The sequence below is a fragment of the Chitinophaga sp. XS-30 genome (assembly GCF_008086345.1).
Lineage (GTDB): Bacteria > Bacteroidota > Bacteroidia > Chitinophagales > Chitinophagaceae > Chitinophaga.
In genome coordinates this window covers 1,729,885-1,755,840 of sequence record NZ_CP043006.1, presented here as the reverse complement: position 1 = coordinate 1,755,840, position 25,956 = coordinate 1,729,885, and the positions used below count along the sequence as shown (strand labels likewise).

The 25,956-nt window shown below is 52.3% G+C and carries 23 protein-coding genes; 9 read left to right on the top strand and 14 right to left on the bottom strand.

Going from position 1 to position 25,956, the window contains the following annotated elements; genetic code table 11:
* The first annotated feature begins 5 nt into the window (after nucleotides 1-5).
* A complete protein-coding gene (locus FW415_RS24925; protein WP_168208715.1) occupies nucleotides 6-173 on the top strand; it encodes a DUF6728 family protein in 168 nt (55 codons plus the stop codon).
* Here the strand turns inward: FW415_RS24925 and lpxB are convergent.
* The 7 genes from lpxB to metG all read right to left on the bottom strand — a co-directional run bounded on the left by lpxB (nucleotide 170) and on the right by metG (nucleotide 8,921).
* Nucleotides 170-1,357 (bottom strand): lipid-A-disaccharide synthase, encoded by a 1,188-nt coding sequence (gene lpxB, locus FW415_RS07395; RefSeq protein ID WP_246858966.1) that lies wholly within the window; start codon nucleotides 1,355-1,357, stop codon nucleotides 170-172. The two genes, FW415_RS24925 and lpxB, sit on opposite strands and share 4 nt — an antisense overlap.
* A gap of 33 nt (nucleotides 1,358-1,390) precedes the next feature.
* Nucleotides 1,391-1,690 (bottom strand): hypothetical protein, encoded by a 300-nt coding sequence (locus tag FW415_RS07390; protein ID WP_148383629.1) that lies wholly within the window; start codon nucleotides 1,688-1,690, stop codon nucleotides 1,391-1,393.
* An 18-nt stretch (nucleotides 1,691-1,708) separates the two neighbouring features.
* The gene (surE, locus tag FW415_RS07385; RefSeq protein WP_148383628.1) at nucleotides 1,709-2,479 is read right to left on the bottom strand and encodes a 5'/3'-nucleotidase SurE; all 771 of its coding nucleotides are present in this window, start codon (nucleotides 2,477-2,479) and stop codon (nucleotides 1,709-1,711) included.
* Nucleotides 2,480-2,577: 98 nt separating this feature from the next.
* Entirely contained in the window at nucleotides 2,578-3,360 is a 783-nt protein-coding gene (locus FW415_RS07380) for an ABC transporter permease (RefSeq protein WP_148383627.1), read from the bottom strand.
* Between the two features lie 12 nt (nucleotides 3,361-3,372).
* Nucleotides 3,373-4,266, bottom strand: coding sequence for an ABC transporter ATP-binding protein (locus tag FW415_RS07375; RefSeq protein ID WP_148383626.1), 894 nt, complete (start codon nucleotides 4,264-4,266; stop codon nucleotides 3,373-3,375).
* Nucleotides 4,267-4,287: 21 nt separating this feature from the next.
* Entirely contained in the window at nucleotides 4,288-6,690 is a 2,403-nt protein-coding gene (locus FW415_RS07370) for a 3-hydroxyacyl-CoA dehydrogenase/enoyl-CoA hydratase family protein (RefSeq protein ID WP_148383625.1), read from the bottom strand.
* A 119-nt stretch (nucleotides 6,691-6,809) separates the two neighbouring features.
* Nucleotides 6,810-8,921 (bottom strand): methionine--tRNA ligase, encoded by a 2,112-nt coding sequence (gene metG / locus FW415_RS07365; RefSeq protein ID WP_148383624.1) that lies wholly within the window; start codon nucleotides 8,919-8,921, stop codon nucleotides 6,810-6,812.
* Nucleotides 8,922-9,185: 264 nt separating this feature from the next.
* On the opposite strand from metG, the gene FW415_RS07360 reads away from it, so the two are divergent.
* Nucleotides 9,186-10,097: an LD-carboxypeptidase gene (locus tag FW415_RS07360; protein ID WP_246858965.1), complete on the top strand. Its 912-nt coding sequence runs from the start codon at nucleotides 9,186-9,188 to the stop codon at nucleotides 10,095-10,097.
* Between the two features lie 60 nt (nucleotides 10,098-10,157).
* On the opposite strand, the gene FW415_RS07355 is transcribed toward FW415_RS07360, so the two are convergent.
* On the bottom strand, nucleotides 10,158-11,192 hold the full coding sequence (locus FW415_RS07355) for an AraC family transcriptional regulator (RefSeq protein WP_148383623.1): 1,035 nt from the start codon (nucleotides 11,190-11,192) through the stop codon (nucleotides 10,158-10,160).
* A 175-nt stretch (nucleotides 11,193-11,367) separates the two neighbouring features.
* On the opposite strand from FW415_RS07355, the gene FW415_RS07350 reads away from it, so the two are divergent.
* Complete coding sequence (locus FW415_RS07350) at nucleotides 11,368-11,745, top strand: hypothetical protein (RefSeq protein ID WP_148383622.1); 378 nt, start codon at nucleotides 11,368-11,370, stop codon at nucleotides 11,743-11,745.
* An 88-nt stretch (nucleotides 11,746-11,833) separates the two neighbouring features.
* Here the strand turns inward: FW415_RS07350 and FW415_RS07345 are convergent, their stop codons facing one another.
* The 4 genes from FW415_RS07345 to FW415_RS07330 form a co-directional block, all read right to left on the bottom strand.
* The gene (locus FW415_RS07345; protein ID WP_148383621.1) at nucleotides 11,834-12,250 is read right to left on the bottom strand and encodes a hypothetical protein; all 417 of its coding nucleotides are present in this window, start codon (nucleotides 12,248-12,250) and stop codon (nucleotides 11,834-11,836) included.
* 113 nt (nucleotides 12,251-12,363) lie between these two features.
* Complete coding sequence (locus tag FW415_RS07340; protein WP_148383620.1) at nucleotides 12,364-13,173, bottom strand: alpha/beta hydrolase; 810 nt, start codon at nucleotides 13,171-13,173, stop codon at nucleotides 12,364-12,366.
* Nucleotides 13,174-13,239: 66 nt separating this feature from the next.
* A complete protein-coding gene (locus tag FW415_RS07335) occupies nucleotides 13,240-14,049 on the bottom strand; it encodes a HesA/MoeB/ThiF family protein (protein ID WP_148383619.1) in 810 nt (269 codons plus the stop codon).
* Nucleotides 14,050-14,102: 53 nt separating this feature from the next.
* Entirely contained in the window at nucleotides 14,103-15,452 is a 1,350-nt protein-coding gene (locus tag FW415_RS07330) for a sensor histidine kinase KdpD (protein WP_148383618.1), read from the bottom strand.
* A 785-nt stretch (nucleotides 15,453-16,237) separates the two neighbouring features.
* Between FW415_RS07330 and FW415_RS07325 the strand changes: the two genes are divergently transcribed.
* Entirely contained in the window at nucleotides 16,238-16,819 is a 582-nt protein-coding gene (locus FW415_RS07325) for an RNA polymerase sigma factor (protein ID WP_210420840.1), read from the top strand.
* A 41-nt stretch (nucleotides 16,820-16,860) separates the two neighbouring features.
* On the opposite strand, the gene FW415_RS07320 is transcribed toward FW415_RS07325, so the two are convergent.
* Together FW415_RS07320 and FW415_RS07315 are read right to left on the bottom strand one after the other, a co-directional pair.
* Nucleotides 16,861-17,784, bottom strand: coding sequence for a DMT family transporter (locus FW415_RS07320; RefSeq protein ID WP_148383617.1), 924 nt, complete (start codon nucleotides 17,782-17,784; stop codon nucleotides 16,861-16,863).
* Between the two features lie 78 nt (nucleotides 17,785-17,862).
* On the bottom strand, nucleotides 17,863-19,062 hold the full coding sequence (locus FW415_RS07315; protein WP_148383616.1) for an acetyl-CoA C-acyltransferase: 1,200 nt from the start codon (nucleotides 19,060-19,062) through the stop codon (nucleotides 17,863-17,865).
* Nucleotides 19,063-19,272: 210 nt separating this feature from the next.
* Here FW415_RS07315 and FW415_RS07310 point away from each other — a divergent pair, with 210 nt between their 5' ends.
* The 5 genes from FW415_RS07310 to FW415_RS07290 all read left to right on the top strand — a co-directional run bounded on the left by FW415_RS07310 (nucleotide 19,273) and on the right by FW415_RS07290 (nucleotide 25,883).
* Nucleotides 19,273-20,646, top strand: coding sequence for a serine hydrolase (locus tag FW415_RS07310; protein WP_148383615.1), 1,374 nt, complete (start codon nucleotides 19,273-19,275; stop codon nucleotides 20,644-20,646).
* Between the two features lie 134 nt (nucleotides 20,647-20,780).
* Nucleotides 20,781-21,821 (top strand): 23S rRNA (adenine(2503)-C(2))-methyltransferase RlmN, encoded by a 1,041-nt coding sequence (rlmN, locus tag FW415_RS07305; RefSeq protein WP_148383614.1) that lies wholly within the window; start codon nucleotides 20,781-20,783, stop codon nucleotides 21,819-21,821.
* Between the two features lie 40 nt (nucleotides 21,822-21,861).
* Nucleotides 21,862-23,331: a pseudouridine synthase gene (locus FW415_RS25320; protein WP_148383613.1), complete on the top strand. Its 1,470-nt coding sequence runs from the start codon at nucleotides 21,862-21,864 to the stop codon at nucleotides 23,329-23,331.
* A gap of 37 nt (nucleotides 23,332-23,368) precedes the next feature.
* Complete coding sequence (locus FW415_RS07295; RefSeq protein ID WP_148383612.1) at nucleotides 23,369-24,103, top strand: RluA family pseudouridine synthase; 735 nt, start codon at nucleotides 23,369-23,371, stop codon at nucleotides 24,101-24,103.
* Nucleotides 24,104-24,347: 244 nt separating this feature from the next.
* A complete protein-coding gene (locus FW415_RS07290; RefSeq protein ID WP_148383611.1) occupies nucleotides 24,348-25,883 on the top strand; it encodes a S41 family peptidase in 1,536 nt (511 codons plus the stop codon).
* Nucleotides 25,884-25,956: the final 73 nt, after the last annotated feature.

The following is a 25,956-nucleotide window of genomic DNA, read 5'->3' as shown; positions in this document are numbered from 1 at the left end:
GTGCCATGAAAAGCATCTGGCGGCAGATTTTGCAATATCTGTATATCAGGAAACGCGATCCTTCCGAAGTGAAGAATACCAATACGAAGCTCATGCATGGCATGAACCGCATCTCCATTATCCTGTTCCTGATCGCACTGATCGTTATGCTGATCAGGCTGTTCCGGCATTAGCCCTTCACCATGCCAACGATGGCTTCGGCAGCCTTCCGGGAGGCGGTGCCGTCTCCCAGGAGCGTCCACAATGTGGCGTAGTCCGCTTTCATCTGCTGTCTGCGGGCATTGTCTTTCAGGATGAGCGTCAGCTCTTTCAGGAGGTTCTCTTCCGTCAGGTCTTGCTGGATCAGTTCTTTCACCACGGGTTTATCCATGATGAGGTTAACGAGGGAGATGTATTTTACTTTGATGAGGTATTTGGCGAAGAAGTAGGACACGGGGCTTCCTTTGTAGCAAACCACTTCCGGTACGCCAAAAAGGGCGGTTTCCAGCGTGGCCGTGCCGGAGGTTACCAATGCAGCGGAGGCCTGCAACAACAATTGATAGGTTTGCCCTTTTACAACGGACACATTGGGATAGGCGTTCGTGAATCCCTGTATGAAGCTGTCTTCCAGGCTGGGGGCCTGTGCCATGATGAACTGGTATTCCGGGTAATACCGCGCCATGGACAGCATGACGGGCAGTTTTTTCTTCACTTCCTGCTGCCGGCTGCCGGGCAATAGCGCAATCACCGGTTTTTCGGAGAAATGCGGGGCAGGCGGCGCTTCCTGTTCGGCCTTTACGGCCTCTATCAGCGGATGGCCCACATACTCCACTTCGAAATCCCATTTGCGGTAAAATGCCTTTTCAAAGGGCAGGATCACCAGCATTTTATCTACCGTTTCCCTGATCTTCTTTACACGGCCTTCCTTCCAGGCCCATACCTGCGGGCTGATGTAGTACACCACTTTCAGGCCCTGCAGTTTTGCCCATTCGGCTATACGGAGATTGAAGCCGGGATAGTCTATCAGTACCAGTACGTCAGGTTTGTATTGCAGGATATCTTTTTTGCAGAAGTCGAGGTTCGAAAAGATGGTGCGCAGGTTCATGATCACTTCCACAAAGCCCATGAAAGCCAGTTCACGGTAATGTTTCACCACTTCGGCGCCTGCCTGCTCCATCAGGTCGCCACCCCAGCAACGGATATCGGCACTGGTATCCTGCAACCGGATCTGTTTGACGAGGTTGCTGCCATGCAGGTCTCCGGAGGCTTCACCGGCTATGATATAATACTTCATCCGTTCCTGTTTATCTTTTACGGGCCAGATAGCGCCTTTGATGATTGAATATTCATCCTGCATGCAGGCTCCATCTGCAGCCATTCATCGTTTGGCACCCGGTGTTCAACGGCTGTTTTACCGGATGATTTTCAGCAGCAAGATAACGATTGCGTATAACATCGTGATCAGGAAAATGCCCCTGGCGGTCTGGTCCCGGCGTTTGCGGGTATAAAGATAGAATACTACACCATTGGCCAGCAGGCAAATGCTGATGAGCTTCGGCAGCAGATGGCGGTTCTGTTTGAGCATGGTAAAAAAATCGGACAGGCTTTGGCTCCGGGGCATGAAGGTGACCAGGTAGTAAATAAACAAGGCGGCTACCGGCGCCAGCAGGCCCAGCAGAATACCCAATGATAATTTGTCTTGTTTGAGCATATTCATAGGATTATAGTATCAGAAGCGCCATTCCGCTTCCAGTGTTTTCATCAGCCTGTAGTCCGTAAGATCAAACTGAACGGGTACCAGTGAGGTATAACCGTTCTCCAGCGCCCAAACGTCCGTATCTTCTCCGGGGTCCTGGTTCTTGAACTCGCCGGTGAGCCAGTAGTATTTTTTGCCGTGAGGGTCCCGCCGTTCATCGAATTCCTCCACCCATTTGGCATTGGCCTGGCGGGTGATGCGGATGCCCTTGTAGTCTTCCCTGTCCACATCCGGTATATTCACATTGAAAAGCGTATGTTTCGGCAGGTCCGTATGCAGCATTTTTTTAGTGACGGTATGCGCTACTTCGCGGCAGATGGCCAGGTCCGCATCATAATCATAGTTCAGATAGGAGAACCCGACGGAAGGAATGCCTTCTATCGCTGCTTCCATGGCGGCGGACATGGTGCCGGAGTATATGATGTTGATGGAATGATTGGCGCCATGGTTGATCCCGCTCACGCAGATATCCGGTGCGCGGTCCAGTATCTTGTCCCTCGCCAGTTTTACGCAATCCACGGGTGTACCGGAGCAGGTCCAGGCTTCAATGCCTTCGAAGATATCCACCTGGTTCATCCGCAGCGGAAAACCCAGTGTAATGGCATGTCCCTTGCCGGACTGGGGACTGTCCGGCGCCAGTACCACTACTTTACCCAGGGGTTTTACGGCCTCGATCAGTGTTCGTATGCCCGGAGAGGTTATGCCATCGTCATTCGTTACCAGTATCAGTTTTTCCTTCTTCACGTTCTGCTTTTGTTAACAAATTTACATGCTGAGGTTTACAATTCCCGGTGTTTAACATTTTCATAAACACCGGCGTTGCTTTCGGGGTGCCGTTCATGCTACAGATCAGATCGCTTCAACCTGCGCCAGGAGAGGAAACAGAACAACCCGATATAGATGAGTGCAATGATCACATAAGTGGTGGATGAAGGCGGTTCAGCGCGTTTCATAAGGTCCCGCAATATCCTGGATTCTCCGCCGAGCAGCCTGTCGGTTGCTTCCAGCGGCAGGAAAGCGCCGGAATGGAACTTTACCTTGAAATCGAGCAGCATGGAGATCATGAACTCCCCGATATAGGCGTAGAACACATAAATGGCTATCGCTATCCCCGAGCGCCGCATGAAGGTGCCGAGAAAGAAGGCGAATGACAGGTAACCCAGGCTTTGCAGGGCGGACCAAACGATGAAACGGAAGGCGCTGCCATCCATATCTCCACCGTTACGCAGGCCGAATACCAGTGCCGTAAGAGCTACCAGGATGGTGATGAACAGCACCATGCTCAGCATCACGCCGAACTTGGCGGCAATGTACTGGTCCCGGCTCCAGCCGTCGATGATGTTCTGCCGCAGGGTGCGGAAATTATTCTCGTTGGTGAGCAGGATAACGAGCATGATGCCCATGATGGGGGTCATAAAACTGGTCAGCCAGCCAACGGTCTCGAAAACCTGCGGGAAGGCAAAAGGATTATGCAGGATGGGCAGCTTGCTGGTGATGTTGCGGTTGAGGCTTTCATAAGCCATGCACAGCAGCGGCGCCGCTACGGTAAACAATGCGATGAGTATCCAGAAAGTGCGGTAAAACCTCACTTTCATCCACTCCGTCTGTAAAAGTCTTGTTATCATGATGTGTGATGATCAATTGGTTAATTCAATGAACCTGGCTTCCAGGCTCTTTCTGCGAACGGCAAGGTAACTGAGGGTGATGCCTTTCTCAAAGCAGTGCCGGTTCACCTGTTCTGCCGTACGGCTTTCGGTGAACACTACCTGGAAGCTGCCGTTGTGCCTGCGGAGGGACTTGATGCCGGGCAATGCGGTCAACACACTTTCCAGCATGGCGAGGTCCGCCGCGCCGATCTCGATCATGTCTTCATTGGACAGTACTTCGTCTACATGCCCGGCCGTAAGCAGTACGCCTTTTTTGAGGATGGCCACATGGGTGCAGACCTTTTCCACTTCATCCAGCAGGTGGCTGGCCATAATAACAGTGGTGCCCTGTTCGCCGAGCTGGCGGATCAGGTCCCGAATCTCTGCGATACCGGCGGGGTCCAGGCCGTTGGTGGGCTCATCCAGCAGCAATATCTCGGGTTTTCCCAGCAGGGCCCCGGCGATGGCAAGGCGTTGCTTCATACCGAGAGAAAAGGTGCTGAACTTCGAGTCCTTTCGCTCCCATAATCCCGCCAGGCGCAGTACGCGCTCGATATCATCTTCACCGCGGCCTTTGATGGCGGCGCTGATCTGCAGGTTGCGCACAGCGGAATAGTAGTGATAGAAGTTAGGGGTTTCCAGGAGGGTGCCGATCCGTTTGCGGAGGTCGGCATGCGGCTCCTGCCCGAACCATCTGTAAGTGCCGGCGTTGGCCTTCAGTACGTCCATAACAATGCCCAGCAGGGTGGTTTTGCCACTGCCGTTGGGGCCCAGTACGCCAAACACGCTGCCGGCCGGTACATCAAAGGATACTTCCTTTAGTGCCTGGATGGGGCCGTAGTGCTTGGAGACCTGGTGAAGGGATAAGATGTGTGTCTGTTCCAAGGGTAATGTTGATTGTGATGATCAATTGCGCAGGGGCTTGCCGGTTTTGAGCATATGCTGCAGCCTTTCGAGGGTATTGCGTTCCCCGCAGAGGCTGAGGAATGCTTCCCTTTCCAGGTCCAGCAGGTATTGCTCGCTGACCAGCGTTGGCTCACTGAGGTCGCCACCGCACATAACATAGGCGAGTTTTGTGGCGAGCTTTGCGTCGTATGCTGAAATATAATTACCGGTTTTCATGCCGTTGATGCCTGCCAGCATGGCGCCCAGCGCGGAACGGCCCAGTACGCGGATATCCGTCCGTTCAATGGGGCGGGTATATCCTGCGTCCGCCAGCTCAATGGCTTTTTCCTTCGCGTCCGCGATCACCCGGGAGGGGTTCATGCTGATGGCGTCCACCCCTTCACGCAGAATGCCCAGCTCAAAGGCCTCATACCCTGAAGTGGCCACTTTTGCCTGGGCGATGGTCAGGTACTTGTCCTGCAGGATCACATTTTCCACCAGCCCTTCGCTGTAGGCATCGGAAGCGCGGAGGGCCATTTCTTTGGTGCCGCCGCCGCCGGGAATCAGGCCCACGCCCAGTTCCACCAGCCCGATATAGGTTTCCGCCGCTCCCTGCACCGCATCTGCATGCAGACTCATTTCGCAGCCGCCGCCGAGCGTAAGGCCATGCGGCGCCACAATCACGGGAATGGAGGAATAACGGAGGCGCATGGTGCTTTTCTGGAAGAGGCGCACGGCCATATCCAGCTCATCATACTCCTGCTCTGCCGCCAGCATGAAGATCATGCCCACGTTGGCGCCTGCGGAAAAGTTGGCGCCGTCGTTGCCAAGCACCAGCCCGCGGAAATCCTTTTCCGCACGGTCCACTGCCTTATGTACGCCTTCCAGCACTTCCCCGCCGATGGTGTTCATCTTCGTTTTCCATTCCAGGTTGAGGATGCCGTCGCCGAGATCATAGAGATGGCAGGCGCTGTTCTTCCATACTACGTTATGGGAAAGGTTTTCCAGTATGATGAAATTATCTTCTCCCGATACCGGTTTATAGCTTTTGGATGCCAGGTCGTAATAATGCTTTTTGCCGTCGTCTACCTTGTAAAACTGCTTCACGCCGGCAGCCAGCATATCCTCCACCCAGGCGGCGGCGGTCAGCTTGCTGTCTTTGATCAGCTTCAGCCCGTTCTCCACGCCCAGCAGGTCCCATGTTTCGAATGCGCCCACTTCCCATCCGAAACCGGCTTTCATGGCGTCATCCACTTTGTAGAGGTCGTCTGCTATTTCCGGGATACGGTGGCTGATATACGAAAACAGGTGTGCATGAAAACGCTGGTAGAACTGGCCGGCCTTGTCGCCGGACTGTGCCAGCGCCTTGATACGCTGCTTGAGGTCTTCCAGCGGTTTGGCGGCTTCAATGCTGGCGAATTTCGCCTTTTGTTTGGGGCCGTATTCCATGGTCCGGAGGTCCAGCGTCAGTATCTCCGTGCGGCCACCTTCTCCTTTTGTTTTCTTGTAAAAGCCCTGCCCGGTTTTATCGCCGAGCCAGTTGTTCTCCACTACTTTCTGGAGGAAGGGCGGGATTTCCATAATGGCTTTGGCTTCATCTCCCGGAGCATTTTCCGCCACACCTTTCGCTACTTTCACGAGGGTATCAATACCTACCACATCCGCCGTGCGGAAGGTGGCTGACTTTGGCCGGCCGATAACGGGACCGGTGAGCGCGTCCACTTCATCGATGCCCAGACCCATGTCCTGCATGATATGAAAGATGGCCATGATGGAGAATACGCCTACGCGGTTGGCGATGAAGGCGGGTGTATCCTTGCACAGCACAGTGGTTTTACCGAGGTAGAGATCGCCGTAATGCATCAGGAAGTCCACCACCGCAGGGTCTGTAAGCGGAGTGGGAATGATCTCCAGCAGGCGCAGGTAACGCGGCGGGTTGAAAAAGTGGGTACCGCAGAAATGCTTTGAAAAATCTTCGCTGCGGCCTTCCGTCATCAGGTGGATGGGAATGCCGGAGGTATTGGAAGTGATCAGCGTGCCGGGTTTGCGGAACTGCTCCACCTGTTCGAAGACCTTCTTCTTGATGTCCAGGTTCTCCACCACTACTTCTATCACCCAGTCGCAATCGGCGATGGATTTCATATCGTCCGTGAAATTGCCGGTGCTGATGTGGCGGGCGGAGTCCTTCGTGAACAGGGGTGAGGGGTTGGATTTGATGGCGGCCTGCAGCGCTTCATTCACGATCCTGTTCCTGACTGCCGGATGTTCTGTGGTTAACCCTTTGGCCTTCTCCGCCGCATTCGGCTCTTTCGGCACAATGTCCAGCAGCAGTACCTTAACTCCCGCGCCTGCAAAGAGACAGGCAATCCTTGAACCCATAACACCGGAACCGAGCACGGCGACCTTGTTGATCCTTCTTTGCATGTTTTTCCTGCTTTTTGATGAATGAATTTAGCATTTTTTGCCGGGGTACGGAGCCCGGAATGAAAAAACCCTGCGTCTTTGTGACCAACGCAGGGTTTATCTATACCAAACGGCAATATTCAGCTGACGCCGCTGCCGGGTGTTACCGCATTATCGGGGTTCACGAATACCAGGCGGCCGTCTTTATCCTCAGCCATCAGTATCATACCCTGGCTTTCGATGCCGCGCATCTTGCGGGGTGCCAGGTTGGCGACCAGTGTTACCTGTTTGCCCACGATCTCCTCCGGCAAAAAGTGCATGGCAATACCGGATACGACCGTGCGTTGCTCAGCACCCAGGTCTACCGTGAGCTTCAGCAGTTTATCCGCTTTTTCCACTTTCTCTGCCTGGGTGATGGTGCCTACTTTCAGGTCCAGCTTCGCAAAATCGTCATACTGGATCTGGGGTTTGGCTTCGGGGACGGGAGCTTCAGCGGCTGCGGGCGCTGCCGGTGCGGGTGCTGCAGCTGTAGGTGCTGCGGGTGCCGCTGTTTTCTTCAGCCCTGCATGCAGCTTGTCCACCTGGGCTTTTACCTGATCATCTTCTATCTTTTTGAACAGCAGTTCCGGCGGGCGCAGGGAATACCCTACGCTGACGAGTTTCATACTGCCGGCGTTCTCCCATTCCAGCAGCCGCTCCACCACTTTCAGCATATGGCAGATCTTCTTTGCCGTAAAGGGCATGAAAGGATTGATGAAAATGGCGAGGTTGGCGGTGAGCTGCAGGCATACATGCAGGCAGTTGTCGATCTGCTGCTGATGCTGCGCCTGGAGCTCAGGGGTTTTGGCCAGTATCCAGGGCTGTTTTTCCTGCAGGTAGCGGTTCCCTTCCCGCGCTACGTTCATTACTTCATTCAGCGCATCGCGGAAACGGAAGGTTTCGAGGGATTCGGATATTCTCGTTTTCGCTTCCTGCAGCATGGCAAAGATGCCGTCATCGGTGGCGTCTTTTACCGCGGCATGCATGGGCGGCACTTTACCGCCGCAGAGTTTGTGCATCAGCACCATGGTGCGGTTCACAAAATTGCCGAGGTTGGCCACCAGCTCATTGTTATTGCGGTCCTGGAAATCCTTCCAGGTGAAATCGTTGTCCTTCGTCTCCGGTGCGGTGGCGCAAAGCACATAGCGCAGCACGTCCTGCTGATCCGGAAAATCCTTCACATAATCATGCACCCATACCGCCCAGTTGCGGGAAGTGGATACTTTTTCCCCTTCTATATTGAGAAATTCATTGGCGGGCACATTGTCCGGCACCACATATCCGCCGTGGCCTTTCAGCATGGCGGGGAAAATGATGCAGTGGAACACGATATTGTCCTTCCCGATAAAATGTATCAGGCGGCTGTCTTCCCGGCACCAGTAATCTTCCCACTGGTCCGTAAGCTCCCGGGTGGCGGAGATGTAACCGATGGGCGCATCGAACCATACGTACAGCACTTTGCCTTCGGCGTCTTTCAGCGGCACTTTGATGCCCCAGTTGCTGTCCCGCGTCATGGCGCGGCTTTGCAGGCCGTTATCCAGCCAGCTTTTGCACTGCCCGTACACATTGTTCTTCCATTCCTTATGGTCTTCAATGATGTATTGTTTCAGCCAGGGTTCATAGTTTTGCAGCGGCATGTACCAGTGCTTCGTTTTCTTTTTTACCGGTACGGCATCGCTGAGGGCGGAACGGGGGTTGATCAGCTCATCCGGACTTAAAGACGAACCGCAGCGCTCGCACTGGTCGCCATAAGCACCCGGGTTGCCGCATTTCGGGCAGGTGCCGATGATGTAACGGTCGGCCAGGAATACCTGTTTGATCTCGTCGAAATATTGTTCGGACTCCTTTTCTTCGAAAAGGCCGTCGTCATACATTTTTTTAAAGAACCCGGCAGCTGTTTCATGATGGATCTGGCGGGAGGTGCGGGAAAATATATCGAAAGAGATGCCCATGGCATCAAAGCTGTCCCTGATGATCAAATAGTATTTGTCCACGATATCCTGCGGGCTGACGTTCTCCTGCATGGCTTTGATGGTGATAGGCACGCCATGTTCATCTGTTCCGCCGATAAATTTTACGTCTGCTTTCCTGGCCCTCAGATACCGGACGTATATGTCCGCCGGCAGGTAACAGCCGGCCAGGTGCCCGATGTGAACGGGACCATTTGCATAGGGCAGGGCTGCTGTGACCAGGGTTCTGTTGAATTGTTTCATTTCATCCGTTGTTTTTACTTTTTACGGGCCGGATGGAGCCCCGGATGTTTAAAATAATCATTCCACGGTGTGTTTAATGATATTTTGAACATGGCGGCTTCATCAACATCAATTAAAAATTAAAAGTAAAAAATGATTAGCCCGGTAACCTGAATATCCCTTACTTTGGAAATCCGGAAAAAGGGACCTAAAGCCGCTTTTTCAGCTTTAATTTTTCAACTTTTTCACTTTTTAACCAGCAAAGGTAAACTAAAGCGCTATAGAATGATCAAAATTCCGCCGTATCTGAAAAAAGGCGACCTGATAGGCGTCACCTGCTCCAGCAGCAAAATGGACTTGCAGGTGGCTGAATATGCCGCCGGTGTTCTTGCATCCTGGGGCTTCCGCGTGCATCTGGGCATTACCGTCGGCACCAGTTTCCACAATTTTTCCGCGCCTGACGAACTGCGGCTGGAAGAGCTGCAGGATATGATGGACGACCCGGAGATCAAAGCGATCGTTTTCGGGCGGGGAGGTTATGGCATGATCTGCATCCTGGACAAGATCGATTTTTTCCGTTTCCGCAAACATCCGAAATGGATCTGCGGCTACAGCGATATTACCGCACTGCATGCGCACCTGCTGCAACGCCAGCAAATTGCCAGCATCCATTCCACCATGTGCAGCGGCATTACGCCCTCCACTTTCGAGAACATTTACGTCAACAGCCTGCGCGAAGCGCTGCTGGGCAAACGCAGCCGGTACACCTGCCCTGTTCACCCCATGAACCGCCAGGGAAAGGCAACCGGCAGGCTCACCGGCGGCAACCTGTCCCTCCTGGCCAATATTACCGGCTCCCGCTCCCAGGTGAATACCAAAGGCAAAATACTGGTGCTGGAAGATATCGGGGAATACCGGTATAATGTGGACCGTATGATGTATAACCTGAAAAGGGCCGGGTGGCTGGACAAGCTGGCGGGGCTGATCGTAGGCTCCTTCACCGAAGAACATGAAACGGAAACCCCTTTCGGCCAAACCGAATACGAGATCATCCGCAATATGGTGAAAGAGTATGATTACCCGGTATGTTACGGTTTTCCGGTGGGGCACCAGGAGCAGAATGTTGCGCTGAAGCTGGGGGTGCAGCATGAGCTGAAGGTGAACGGGAAAGAAGTATCGCTGCGGGAGGTAAAGTAACAGCGGGACAAAGGCACGCTCTCCCGTAACAGGCCCGGGCGATGTTCCTTCCCGCCTGTATCAGATGGCAGGCCGGTTGCCCGCTTCCGCTTTTTTCCGGTAACTGCCCGGCGTCCCTCCCGTCCATCTTTTAAAAGCCCGCAAAAAGGCGCTCTGTTCGTTATAACCAAGTATATACGTCACATCCTTGACGGACAACTGCCGGTTGGTGAGGTAATTAATGGCCAGGTTCTTCCTTACCTCATCCACGATCTCAAGGTATGTACATCCCTCCTCCTTCAGCTTCCTTTGAAGCGAGCGCGTACTGATGTTGAAATTGCGCGCGACAGCTTCCAGAGACAAGGTATGCAGGTAGGAATTGGTGAGCAGATAGTTGTATATCCTGTTCCGCCAACCGGCGGCGGGTGCGCTCTGCTGCAAAAGGGTATTCATTTTCTGAAGTAGCAGGTGCTGCAGCTCGTAGTTGGCGGACAATACCGGGAGGTCCAGATACCGGGCAGGGAATTCCAGCACAAACGCATCACCTCTCCTTACCGCCGCACACCTGAACACCCGGGTATATTCATAAGGCTCCGCCTGGTAATACGGCAGGCTCACTTCTACCGGTATTGTTTTTTCCAGCAGCAAACCATCCATCTCATGGATGACGAATACCATCAGGTAATCCGCCGTATGCCGGTATGTGAAAGGATATGATGCCGCCATTTTTTTATCTGTCAGCAGATGGATGGAAAAACTGTTCTTTCCGTGCCGGATCTGCATGTCGAACATATCGGTAGTCAGCTTCACCAATGCACAGGCATTGGTAAGGGCTTCGCTGATGGTGGCGCTGGTCTGAATGATCTGCCCCACCACACCAAGGGCTGCCAGCTGCAGGGATTCCCCGAAATGAAGGCCGAACAGCGGGTCGCGCGTAACCTGGCTGGCCTGCTTCCAGAGCTGTTCCTGCTGTTGCGGGGTGATATGGAAATCGGGATGCTGATGAATGGCTTTGTAATCGATGTCCGCCAGGCTGCATAACTGCGCGGGATTGACATCCCGCTGTACGGCATAAGCCAGTAAGGCCATGATGAATTGTCGCTGAATGTTCTCCATGATCTGTTTTGATGATTAAAGATATTGCATTCCATTAAAGCAGTATGTCCGTGGCGTTTAATGACAGGTATTTGTCGCGCCCGGACAATGGCGCGAAATGGTATAACGATGGCATCTGCCGGTATCATCCGTGCGCATCCGCAGGCGTAGTTTTGTTTCATAAAAATTCAAAACCATGATACCAGTTAAAACAACGTTATTCATCAACGGGATCAGCTCAGGTGCTACCGGCATCGGCCTGATCGCATTTGCCGGCCCGATAGCCGGGTTATTCCAGATCAGCCCTGCTGCAATATTTACGGAAGTGGGTATTTTCCTCGTGCTCTTTTCCGCGCTGGTGATATTCAGCGCCTTTCAGAAAAGCGGAGACCCGGGGTGGGTGAATTTTATTACTACGCTCGACGTGCTGTGGGTGGCAGCGAGTTTGCTGGTGGTAGTCGTGGCCGGGCAAAGCATGAGCATTATCGGCATTGTGGCTACGGTAGCTGTGGCGGCATGGGTGGGGTTGATGGCGTATCTGCAGACCAGGGGGCTAAGGGCGAGCGCCGGGTAATGCATCTTTCGCAGCCATTCTTTCAACCATTCAGGAGGCTGTGCAATATGGCCTCCTTCTTTTTGAAGACCTGTATCTATGAGGGGATTCAATGCTTAAACAAGAAAACAATCCTGGAAGAATCTGACACGCTTTCAAATCCGAATGCTGCATTCCAGTTGTCTTCGATTGATAAATAACGGCCCCATCCTGGCACAGTTAAAATACTATTCCTGTTCCTGATAGACGACAAAGTAGCTCCAATGTACTTTTTGCCGTTAATTACAAAGTCAGGATCGGACGTACTGATGAAAACCACCTTCTTTTCCTTTACTGCCCCTTTAAACAGGATACCGGCAATATCAAATGAAATCTGATCCTGAATACCAAGAGGAGGTGGAGCATATATCTTCTCTCCGTGATCAACTTTGCCATCCCAACGCTGCCCGATCTCAGGAATTTTTTGACCGAAACCAGTACTCATTTTTATGAGTACTATCGCTGTAGTTATAATAAAGCGTATCATTTTGAAAATTTAATACTCATCTCTCAATTATTATCAGACAATTGGACGGCAATCCATCATAGTGAAAATAACAAAAAGGGTTGATATTATCGATAAGCATTTGTCAATCGAAACTACTGCTTCAGCACCGAATCCAGCTTCTGGTGGAACAGCGGATAGTCATTCAGGTTATTGTGTCGCCCGCCTTCCAGCGTCACGAACTCATCTCCCTTTTTGAAGAGCTGCTCCAGTTTTTTACCGGACGCATACGGCACGGTATTATCTTCCGTGCCGTGAAAGATCGTCACAGGCGCGGTCACTTTCGGCAGGAATGCATAGGTCGGCAACTCATAATTCAGCATCCAGCCAACAGGATAGATAGGCGCCACTTCGGAGGCGGCGTCTTCAAGGCTGTAGTAGGGTGTTTCCAGGATGAGGCGCCTGCAGTCCCGTACCGCTGCCAGCTGCGCCGCAATGCCGGTGCCGATGGACTTGCCGTAGATCACGATCTGCCAGGGCGCAAAACGGGAGCGGGCCACTTTGTACATCACCAGCGCATCTTCATACAAAGCTGCCTCGGAAAGGCGGCCGGTGCTTTTGCCGAACTCCCGGTAATCGAGTATCAGCACATCATAGTTGTTCCTCGTAAAATTGGTCATCATTCGCGCATACCGGTTGATATTCTTTGCATTGCCATGAAAATAGAGCACCATGCCGCGCGGGCGTTCCGCTTTGAACATGACGGCGCTCAGCTTCACTTCATCGTTGACCGGTATCAGCATTTCCTGGAAAGGCACGTCGAATTTGAACCGGTAGCTGGCCGGCAGCACCTCGGGATGGAAAAGCAATTTGTCCTGCAGGAAATACAATGTTATGCCACCAGCCAGATAGATACCAATGGCCCAGAGCGCTATTTTCTTCAGATGTTTCCGGATGAATGACATAAGTGAGCGATTTATTGCTGCCCGGGAGCGGACAAGGTATATTCAGGGAGGGCTGAGGAGTATCTGTCAATCCTCTACATCCGGCACTACTTCGAGTCCATATTCCGCTGCGGTGAGCAGCCCGCGGGCCTTTACGGCGGCAATGCCTGCGGCATCGGCATCCAGGTCGCTGACCTCGAACTTCCGGTGCAGATAGTTGAAAGTGTGGAGTTTACCGGCAAGACCGGGAACACCCGCCAGGTATTTGATGATCTCGTTGACCATCAGCAGGGCGGTGGCGCCGTGGGTGGCGCCCATTGCGCCGGCATCGAAATTCCGGAAATCATCTACCTTGAAGTCGTTACAGCGGTAGGAAGCCACCCTGCCCGCCAGTTCAGGCTGCGGCATATTAAAGCCGCCCCACCAGGCCACCCAGTTGTGGACTTCCCCCGTCACAAAGGGCTTGTCCAGCGCAAGGCAGGCATCACTCACCACAAAATGGGTAATGCGGTGTTGCGAACAATCCACAATCAGATCGAAACTGCTGAATATCTGCAGGGCGTTATCCGGACGGATCTGCACGAGGAAGGGAAAATGCTTGTTCCAGGGATTGAGGGAAAACAGCCGGCTGGCCGCCATCTTGGCTTTGTGCTTCCGCAGGTCCTGCATATTATATAAAGGCTGACGGTGCAGGTCTTCTTCCAGTATAACACCGTAATCCGCAATACCGATCACCCCTACACCGGAAGCGCTAAGATATTGCACCACAGGGCTTCCCAATCCACCTGCCCCGATCACCAGGATGCGGGCGGCCTTTAATTTTTCCTGCAGTGCGGCGCCCATGCCGGGCACTGCAATAGCGTGCTGATATCTTGATAGTTCTTTTTCTGACAACATGTGTATGCGCTGATGTTTCTTTTATTGGTCCAAAGATAGTTAGAAATGTGTGACTAGTCCTGCGGAAACTCCAGCGTGAACCGGCTTCCCTTACCCATAATGCTCTCTACTTTTATCTTCCCTTTATGTGCATCCACGATCGCTTTCACATAGCTGAGCCCCAGGCCGAAGCCTTTGACGTTATGCACGTTACCGGTATGTGCGCGGTAGAATTTCTCAAAGATGCGGGATACGGTATCGCGGCTCATGCCAATGCCGTTATCCGCAACGGAGATCACCAGGCTCTTGCGGGTATTGCTGGTGGTAATGCGCACTTCAAGGTTCTCTTTCGAATACTTGATGGCATTGTCCAGCAGGTTGAAAACCAGGTTGGAGATATGCACTTCATCCGCATTGATGATCGGCTGATGCGCATTCAGCTGAAGATACACCTTGCCGTTCTTCCCGTCCAGCTGCAGCTGCAGGTTCTCCACGGTAGATGTGATCAGCTGATGAATATCTATGGGTTGAAGGTTGAGCGTCAGTTCTTCCTTTTCCAGCAGGGCGGATTGCAGAATGGATTCCACCTGCTTGTTCATCCGTTTATTTTCTTCTTTAATGATACCGGAGAAGTAACGGATCTTGTCGCGGTTGTCCATAACCTTTTCGTTGCCGATGGCATCGATGGCCAGCGAAATGGTGGCCAGTGGCGTTTTCAGCTCATGGGTCATATTGTTGATGAAATCGCTTTTGATCTCCGAGAGCTTTTTCTGCCCGAAAAGGGTGCGGATGGTCAGGGCAAATGCGGTAACGATAATGGTGGTGAACAATACGCTGCCGAATATCATCCATCCGAGGGATTGCAGGGAGGTGAGGCTGCTCTCGGGAACGATGATCACCAGCGTTTCATCCGTTTCCAGGTTCAGCTGCTGTCCGTCTTCCACAACGGGAGACAGGTACATCAGGAGGTTGGCGCTGTCTTTCGAAGCCCTGAGGGAAGCATTCCAATAGCCCGGTGAATAAAGCTTTGCACCGTTGATGTTATTCACGCCGAATTCGAATACCGTATCGAGTTTGTTCTCTATCATGCCCCGCTTGATCATCTCATATACATCGCGGGAATCAAATACATCGCTCACGGAAGAAGGCAGTCTTTGCAGATCGATGGGGTCGAAACTGAAGCGGCTGGCACTGCCGTCCTTGGATACCCGGCTGTCCACTTTCACCTTTCCCAGCGGGAATTTCGTTCCCTTGTAAAGCTCCGCGGCCACTGTGTAGGCAACCGTCTGCATCCGCTGATCGCGCTGCTCCTTCTTGATATGCGCGGCATTGCGTATCCAGCTTACCTGTATGAAAATGATACCCAACAGCGACAAGGTGATCAGTGCTATGATGACAGGAAATATCTTCTTAAGTGGCAACATGTTATAAGACGTCTAAACGATAAATATAGGGAAAATCCATCCCCCTCAAACTATTTGCTATAGCAACTATGGTACAAAATTAAACCGCTAAAAGCCTTATCCATACTGTTTTCTGGAAAACAGCATTACTTTAACGTAATTTTAACGGAGAATTTATGCTGTAATTGCACCCAGTTTCCATAACTTTGCTGTGTTATCTGGTATCAAATTTGCTACTGTATAGGTAACACAAAACAAGCGAATAAACTTTCTACATACATCGACGTGGATTCGTTCCATAAGCGATTTAGATTTTGGTTGATAAAATGGTAAGGGATCTGTCTAGGTCCCTTTTTCTTTTTCATCCGGCCTGACCCGGGACCCGGTTAAAAAGGTTGCGGAATATCCGGAAACCGGCGGACGATTCTAAACCGCGGACAGAAGAGTTACCGGAAGCTTATCATAAAAAAATATCCCCGCCGGAAGGATTTCCCCCGTTCCCCCATTCTCCCTGGAAAACAAGCGATTAAACAAATTCTTAATGTAATCTTTATTTCTTATCAGAAAAATTCCCGCCGGCCAATCCCGAATCCCGCGCCCTACGTACATCTTTAATACCAAATTTACTTCCGGGATATTGTTTTATTCAAGTATTCCGCTATATTTGCAATAACCGGGTCTTATACCTAATACGGCCAAATTCATTACCAAAAAAACTGGACATTATCGCATAAACTCTACGCTATCACACAACCTACTGACTGTTAAAGTCCGTACTATTTACTAACCGTTATTGGTAGACGTTTATGCAAGTAATGTACAAACTGAACGACGAACAACTGATCACCCTCTTCAGGAAGGGGCATTCTTCAGCCCTGGAAGAACTGGTATACCGGCACAAGGACAAACTGTTCACTTCCATCGTATTGCTCGTTAAAGACACTTTTCTCGCTGAGGATATCTTCCAGGATACCTTCATCAAGATCATTGACACTATACGGGCAGGGCGGTACACGGAGAAAGGCAAGTTCCTTCCATGGGCCATGCGCATTGCTCACAACCTCTGCGTAGACCATTTCAGAAAGATCAAACGCACTCCGCTGATCAAGACCAGTGACGACAAGGATATCTTTAATGTATTGGGATTCAGTGAGCCCAGCGCGGAAGAGCGGATGATGACCCGCCAGAGCCATGACAATGTGCGCAAGATGCTGGACCTGCTCCCCGAAGAGCAGCGGGAAGTGATCATCCTCCGCCATTATGCGGAACTGAGTTTTAAAGAGATAGCAGACCTCACCAGTGTGAGTATCAATACTGCATTGGGCCGTATGAGATATGGCCTGATCAATCTCCGGAAGATGATGACGGAGAAGCAGATTTGTTTGTAACCTTTTTTTGCTTGCCATGAACGGGCGGTGGGATGTAATGTCTACCGCTCGTTTTTTATTGTCCCTTCTTTCCCTTTTCTCCCGATCAGCAGTACCCCGGCCAATACCAGCGCAGTGCCGGCCAGCTGCGGCCAGGTGATCGGCTCATCCAGGAAAATATAGGCCTGCACGATGGTAGCCACCGGCCCGATGCTGGTGACGATCGCCGTATTGCCGGAACCGATCTTCCGGATGCCTTCACTGGTCAGGAAAGTGGGGATCACCGTGGAAACGATAGCCATCTGGAAGCATAGCCAGTAGGTATGGCCCGAGAAATGACGGACTTCCGCACCATGCTGCACAAAATACTGTACAAAAATACCCAGCGCGGCCACCATTGACGCATAAGCCGTGAATTTCATAGACCCTATCTTCGGTATCAGCTCTCCCCCACCCACGATATAAATGGCATAGGTTACCGCACAACCCAGTATCAGCAGGCATCCGGTGATCACCGACGGGTTCCATTCCTGCTGCACGTCTCCCATGAACGCTACCAGCATGCCCACGTAAGCGATCAGCAAGGCGGTCCACTGAAAACGGGTGACCTTCCGGCGGAAGGCCACGGCCCCGATCAGCAGGGCAAAAGTAGGGTAGAGGAAAAGGATCAGCCGCTCCAGCCCGGCGGAAATGTAGGCCAGGCCCATAAAATCCAGCAAACTGCTGAAATAGTAACCCATCAGTCCCAAAATCAGCAGCCATACCCACTGCCGCGCTGTGAGCTTTACATTACCCGGCCGCCGGGCCAATACCCAGGCGGTAACGGCATAAAACGGCAGGGAGAACAGCATCCGTAATGCCAGCATGGAAATGGCATCGATGGCTTCCGTACGGTACACCAGTTTTACATAAATTGCCTTTGCGGAGAACATAAAAGCGCCGATCAGGGCCATGGCAAAGCCTAGGGCGTAGCTGGATCTTTTCATGGTTTACGGGGCAAAAATCGGACAGTATTCGGTAAATACCATCCGGGAACCGGTAGGGCTATCACAAAAGGCCGGCCGTCAGACCTTCTCGAAAACAATGGCCGCACCCTGCCCCACCCCAACGCACATGGTGGCGAGGCCGTATTTCACGCCGCTCCGCCGTTTCATCTCGTGCATGAGCGTGGTGGTGATGCGTGCGCCGCTGCAGCCGAGCGGGTGACCGATGGAGATGGAACCACCGTTGAAATTGATCTTCGCGGGGTCCAGTCCCAATTCCCGGATGCAGGCGATAGACTGGGACGCGAAGGCCTCATTCAGCTCTATCACATCCAGGTCCCCCACCTTCAGTCCGGCACGCTTCAGCGCCTTGGCGGTGGAAGGAACGGGACCGATGCCCATAATGGCAGGGTCCACTCCCGCCACGGCCATTGATCTGACAATAGCCAGCGGCTGCAGGTTGAACCGTTTCAATGCACTTTCGGATACGATCAGCAGGGCGGAAGCGCCATCGTTGATACCGGCGGAATTGCCTGCGGTAACGGAACCGTCTTTCCGGAAAGCGGGCCTGAGGCCGGCCAGCTTCTCCAGACTGGTCTCCCGGGGATGCTCGTCCCTGGAAAAGATCACCTGTTCCTGCTTGTTGGGCGTGATCTTCACCGGAATGATCTCATCTTCCCACAAACCCGCTTCCAGTGCCTGTTTATACTTTCGCTGACTGTCAAAGGCAAAACGGTCCTGCTCCTCCCGGCTGATCTTCCATTCCCGGGCCACATTTTCCGCCGTTTCACCCATGGAGAAGGGATAATATACATCCGCCAGCTTTTGATTGGTGAAGCGCCAGCCGATGGTAGAGTCGTATATCTCTGTTTTACGGCTGAAAGCAGCGTCCGGCTTGGGCATCACCAAAGGGGCGCGGGTCATGCTTTCCACCCCGCCGGCGATATACACCTCTCCTTCCCCGCACATGATGGCCCTTGCGGCATCCATAATGGCCTGAAGGCCGGAGGCGCAAAGGCGGTTCACCGTGTTGCCGGCCACGGAAACCGGCAGCCCTGCCAGCAATACCGCCATCCTGGCTACATCCCGGTTATCCTCCCCCGCCTGGTTGGTGGCGCCGGCAATCACATCCTCAATAGCGGCAGGATCAACGGCAGGATTGCGCTCCAGGAGCGACCGGAGCATCAGGGCCAGTAAATCATCAGGACGGATGGTGCTCAATGCGCCACCATAGCGGCCGATCGGGCTGCGAACGGCATCAACGATATAAGCTGCTTGCATTTGATCTCAGTTGAATGTTTGCGTGCGAATTTATTGTAAGTATTCGGGATAACCTGACAGGCTGCAAATCCCTTCTCTCCTCAACCGGTAATCCTCCCGCTGAAAGGAGATATATCCACCCCTTACTTCCGTGGTTTCGTCACATTTACGACAACGCTTTTTAGAAATGCAGCCATCTTGCTATGCGTTTAAAAACGAATCCCCATCAACATGAAAAGAATAAAAATTACCCGGTCATTGACGGCAAAAACTATCGCCTTTGTCATCCTGATGGCAACTTGCAGCATAACATCCGCCCAGGATCCGGACGCTGCAAAGCTTGATGAACTGCTCAGTTACCTGGAAGGCAGGAACGAAGCCATGGGCAGCCTGACCATATCAAAGGGCGGGAATATCCTTTACAGCCGGGCTACCGGCTATCGATTCATTTCCGAAAAGCAGAAAATCCCGGCAGATGTGCATACCAAATACCATATATGGTCGGTCACCAAGATGTACACGGCTGCCATGATCCTGCAGCTTGCGGAAGAGGGCAAACTCAAGCTTGAAAATACGCTTGACCTGTTCTTTCCCGGGGTAGCCAATGCGCATACGATAACCATCCGGGATATGCTGAGCCACAAGAGTGGCATACACGACTTTACCGATGCCGGTGAGGGAGCACCGGCAACCCCTAAGGAACAAACACCGGCAGAAATGCTGCAATTGATCTCGGGGTTCAAGCCTGATTTTGAGCCGGGTGACAAATTCCAGTACAGTAACTCAAATTATCTTCTTCTTGGATATATCATTGAAAGACTGGATGGCGTGCCCTACAGTACAGCCCTGAACAACAGGATAGCCTCCAGGACCGGCCTGTCCGACACCTATTTTGGCCGCGCGCTGGATACTGTTGAGAACAAGAGCCTTTCCTATCAATACGACAAGGATCACTGGATGGAGGTGCAGGAAGGTGACTTTAGCGGCCTGGTACCGGGAGGGGCAGGCAGTATCGTTTCCACCCCTTCTGATATGACCAGGTTCGTCCATGGATTATTCACCGGACAGCTGATCTCGAAAAACAGCCTGGCGCTAATGACCGGCATCACCGGATTCTATGGCCTGGGCATTCATCTCGTACCCGATCAGTGGTCAAAAGGCTTTGGGCATGGAGGCGGGTATATCGCTTCTCATGCAAATCTGGCCTACTATCCGAAGGACAGCCTGGCGATCGCATTTTGCACAAATGGCAATAGTTACGGGATCGATAAAATTGTCAATCATGTTCTACAGATCTGTTACGACACATCATATGTGCTGCCATTCAAGAGGCCGGCGATTACGGTAAGCGAAAATATCCTCCGGACATACACGGGGACCTATGAAACATCCCGGTTCCGGATCATGATCGTATTCGAAAACGGTCACCTGACAGCCCAGCCTGTGGACCAGCCCAAATCGATCCTGTATGCGGAAACGGAAAAACGGTTCTTTTTGAGGGACATTGATATAGCGGTAGAGTTTATTCCGGACGAAGCAGGGAAAGTCGGGAAACTGTACATTTTTCAGGGGGAAAGGAAGATGGAAGGGAAAAGGGTCGATTAAGGAAGGACGATTGAACCCCGTAAAAGGAGGTGGAATGAGCGGTTTTCGTTGCTTTTTAGCCTTTCGGGGTAATTGCCGGCTTTCTCCTTCTCCCGGGCAGCCTCAAATCCGAAATATGGACGTACCTTTGCGCGATGATGAGGAAGCAGAATATAAGGCATTTGAGCCTGCCCCAGCTCCAGGAGGTCTTTGCAACAATGGGAGAGAAGCCTTTCCGGGCAAAACAGGTGTACGAATGGCTGTGGCTGAAGCAGGCGCCGGATTTTGAGTCGATGACCAATCTGAGCAAGCCTTTGCGCGCCACGCTGGAGGAGAATTTCTCCCTGCCTTCCATCAGGATAGATGCCACCCAGCAGAGCACGGACGGTACCATCAAAAGCCGCTTCCGCCTGCACGACGGCCACCTTGTGGAAGGTGTGCTGATCCCCACCTCCACCCGGCAGACTGCCTGCGTATCCTCCCAGGTGGGCTGCAGCCTCAGCTGCAAGTTCTGCGCCACCGGGTATATGGACCGCAAACGGAACCTGGAATTTGACGAGATATTCGATGAAGTAGCCCTGATCAACAAGCAGGCCATGGAGCAATCCGGCAAAAAACTCACCAATATCGTGTATATGGGGATGGGGGAACCGCTGCTGAACTACAGGAATGTGCTCAAATCCATCGAACGGATCACCTCGCCGGACGGCCTGGCCATGAGCCCCAAAAGGATCACGGTCTCCACCGCAGGCGTAGCCAAGATGATCCAGCAACTGGGAGACGATCAGGTGAAATTCAACCTGGCCCTGTCCCTCCACGCCGCGAATGATAAGAAACGCAGCCAGATCATGCCGATCAATGAGACCAACAACCTCAAGGTACTGACGGATGCCCTGAATTATTTCTATAAAGCCACGCAGAACGAGATATCCTTCGAATACATCCTTTTCAAGGATTTCAATGATTCGGAAAAGGATGCGGATGAGCTGATCAAAATTTACCGCCAGGTGCCGGTAGACCTCGTGAATATCATCGAATACAACCCGATAGACCAGGCAAGGTTCCAGAAACCGACACCGGAAGCGACGGAAGCATTCATGGAATATCTCGGCAAAAACCGGGTGAATGCCCGCCTGCGCAGGAGCCGCGGAAAAGATATCGACGCAGCTTGCGGACAACTGGCCAACAAAGCATAAAGCTTTTACTGCAGGAATGCAGCAACTTTAAATAAATAGCATGAAAAAAAGCAGACCCGCTAAAAAAGGGTTCACACCGTTCAAAGAAAACCGTAGCAAACCAGGCGCAGCATCTTCCAAACGTTCGGGAGATGAGCGTGCTGCAAAAGGGGAAGAGCGGAGAGGAAAACGTTTCGGAAGTGATGATGACCGGCCGAAGAGGAGCTTCGGCAGCAATGAAGACAAGCCGAAAAGAAGTTTTGGCAATAGTGAAGACAGACCGAAAAGAAGTTTCAGCAAAGACGAAGATCGGCCTAAAAGAAGCTTCGGCAACAGCGAAGACAGGCCAAAGAGGAGCTTCAGCAAAGACGAAGACCGGCCCAAAAGGAGTTTTGGCAATAGTGAAGACAAACCGAAAAGAAGTTTCAGCAAAGACGAAGATCGTCCTAAAAGAAGCTTCGGCGGTAGTGAAGACAGGCCAAAGAGAAACTTCAGTAAAGACGAAGACAGACCCAAAAGAAGCTTTGGCAATAGTGAAGATAAACCGAAAAGAAGCTTCAGCAAAGACGAAGATCGTCCTAAAAGGAGCTTCGGCAGCAGCGAAGACAGGCCAAAGAGAAGTTTCAGTAAAGACGAAGACAGACCCAAAAGAAGTTTCGGCGACGGGGAAACCAGTCCGAAAAAGCGTTCCGGCAATGATAGCGACCGCCCGAAGAAAAGCGAGCGCAAGGCAGCAGTACACGGCGCCAAAGCCCCCAAAGGTAAAAGCACCCGCAAACGCATTGCCGTAGATTCCCCCGCCACAGACGCCGCTGAAAACGAAATGCCGCTGAACAAGTTCATCGCGCATTGCGGCATCTGCAGCCGTCGCAAAGCAGTTGACTATATCAAAGAAGGAAAAGTGCTCGTGAACGATGAAAAGATCATTGAGCCTGCTTTCAAAGTGACCGCCAAAGATGTGGTGAAGCTGAATGACAAACGCATCTACATCCAAAAGAACCTCGTGTACGTATTGCTCAACAAACCCAAAGGATACATCACCACCACCGATGATCCTGAAGGCCGCCGCACCGTGATGGAACTGGTGGAAGAAGCCGCAGAGGAAAGACTTTTCCCGGTAGGGCGCCTGGACCGCAATACATCCGGACTGCTCCTGCTCACGAACGACGGGGAGCTGGCCCAGAAACTGGCCCACCCCAAACACAACATCAAGAAGATCTACCACGTAGAACTGGATAAACCACTGACCAAAGCCGACTTCGAGACGATCATCGCCGGCGTTACCCTGGAAGACGGCGTAGCCCTCGTAGATGCCCTCGGGTATGTGGACAATAAAGACAAAAAGCAGATCGGCATCGAGATCCACAGCGGCAAGAACCGCATCGTCCGCCGCATCTTCGAACACCTGCAATACCAGGTGGAGAAGCTGGACCGTGTCATGTACGCCGGGCTGACGAAAAAGAACGTCAACCGTGGTAAATGGCGCTTCCTGACAGACAAGGAAGTGATCCTGCTCAAACATTTTAAATAAGCACACCGGGGGGCCAGTCCCCCCGCTTTTTACGCCCATGCACATCGCTTCCTTCATCATATTCGAGAACGACGATCTTATCGCTGTCAACAAACCGTCCGGCCTGCTGACGATTCCGGACCGGCACGACAATGCCCTCGAAGCACTGTCTACCCTTCTGAAGAACAAATACGGCCAGATCTTCACCGTCCACCGGCTGGACAGGGATACGAGCGGCATCGTGCTGTTCGCCAAACACGAAGCTGCCCACAAATACCTTTCGCAGCTGTTCGAATCCCGCGACGTGGAGAAATATTACCTGGGCCTGGTAAGCGGCGAGCTTTCCGAGCCGTCCGGCAGCATCACCGCACCCATCATGGAACACCCCGTTCAGAGGGGAAAAATGGTCACCAATGCCAAGGGGCGCCCCTCCCACACCGATTACGAAGTGCTGGAGGCATTCGGACTGTTCAGCCTCGTAAAGCTCCGCATCCACACCGGCCGCACCCACCAGATCAGGGTGCATATGAAATCCCTCGGCCACTCCATTGCCGTGGATGAATTGTACGGCAGCAAAACGCCGGTGCTGCTCTCCGCCATCAAAAAGAAATTCAAACTGGGGAAATTCACGGAAGAAGAAAAACCATTGCTGAACAGGCTGGCGCTGCATGCCTTCCGGCTGAAATTCACGGACGACAAAGGGATCACCCATGAGCTGGAAGCCCCCCTGCCGAAAGATATGCAGGCCGTATTGCAGCAACTGCGGAAACATAAAGGCAACCAACTGCCATAATTATCGTAGACACAGCAGGAAGCATCCTCCCGGGCGGCAGGTAAGGGTGGCAGTTATTCCGCCGGTAAACATATCAACTCCACATTAATTTTCGTTTATATGATAACACTTTAAACGACGGATAATTCATTCAGGCTGAAATTGTTGAAGAATGGAATGGTCGTCCCGATCAGCGTATTCGTCGGTTTCCCGGCCTTAATCTGCCTGAATTAACGTAACTTTTCATAGTAAACCGTTTCAATTTATGATGAAGCTCAGGATCGCCGCCTGCATGATATTGCTGGCTGCCGCTATGCCAGCCTGTAAAAAGTCCAATACGGAACCGACACCAGACCCTCCGCCCGCTTCGGGCAACCGTTTGCAGTTAAGTCTTGATTCGCTGTTCCTCTATGCTAAAGAAACCTATCTCTGGTACGATGCCCTGCCTGATTACGAAACCTTCAATCCCCGCTCTTTCGAGGGGTCAGACGAGTTGACAAGCCTGGAGGCGGAACTGCTCAAGATCACCCAGTACAAGATCAATCCCCTGACAGGTAAGGCCTACGAATACACGACCAGCAACCGTCCCAAATACTCTTTTATCGAAAAGGGCAACGCCGCCCAGGGTATCCAGGGCACGGTAGACCTCGAGGGGAAGGGAGACGACTTCGGGATAGGGTTCACCATCGTGAATAATGGCATTACCAATTCATTATACGTCCGCCTCGTAGAAAAAGGCGGCCCGGCGGCGCAGGCCACCATTACCCGCGGTTGCCAGGTCACCGCCATGAACGGGCTTCCGGTTGTGGTGAGTTCCTCGGCAGTGACTGCAGCCTTGGCCGGCAACACCCTTCAGCTCACCCTGAAACGGCCGGTGACCGGGGAAACCTTCTCCACCACACTGACCAAAGGCACTTATACCAATGATCCGGTGTACACCTGGAAGACCTTCACGGAAGGCGGCAAGATCACAGGATACATCAACCTGGCGCGCTTTTCCCGCCTGTCCAATGCACAGCCAGGTCTGGATAACGCCTTTGCCGAATTTGCCAGCAAAAACGTCAATAACCTGGTGGTAGACCTCCGTTATAACAGCGGTGGATATGTGCAGACCTTTGAATATCTGGCCAACCTGATCGGCCCTTCCAGTCTAAACGGAAAGGTCATGTACAAGGAGCTTTTCAACAAGCTGCTCCGCGAAGGCAATGCCCCCATCCTGAAAGCCATTCCTTACCTGGATGCCAATAACCAGCAGGTGGTACAAAACGGCCGGAAGCTGACCTATGCGGATGTGGATTATTCCGAGCAGGGCAATACCAATTACTTTTCCAAAAAAGGCAGTCTCGGCGCGATCAGTAACGTGGTGTTCATCGTCAGCGGGTCCACGGCTTCCGCCAGTGAGCTGGCGATCAACAGTCTCCGGCCGCATATGAACGTCAAACTCGTTGGTTCGGACAAGACGTATGGCAAGCCCGTAGGGTTCTTCGGGATAGGGATCGACAAATTCACGGTGTATATGAGCCAGTTCAGCAGTGTGAACTCCCTAGGCACGGGCGATTATTTCGCCGGTTTTGATGTAGATATCTCTTCTGTTGACGATGTTACGCGGGATTTCGGGGACCCGCTGGAAAACGGTCTTTCCAAAGCCCTGGCCTATATCAACAACGAAGGCATGCGCACTTCCGATGACCGGATCATGGTCAACGGCAGGGTCACCAACAACGTGGATATCACCACACAAAATGTTGGTGCTGAAGGGTTTAATGGTATGGTAGAAGAGCGCCGCAAACTGAAACAATAGGATATTTCCCTTGATATGGAAGCCGCAGACCTGGTTTGCGGCTTTTTTTGTGACGGCTACCCGCAGGCCCTGG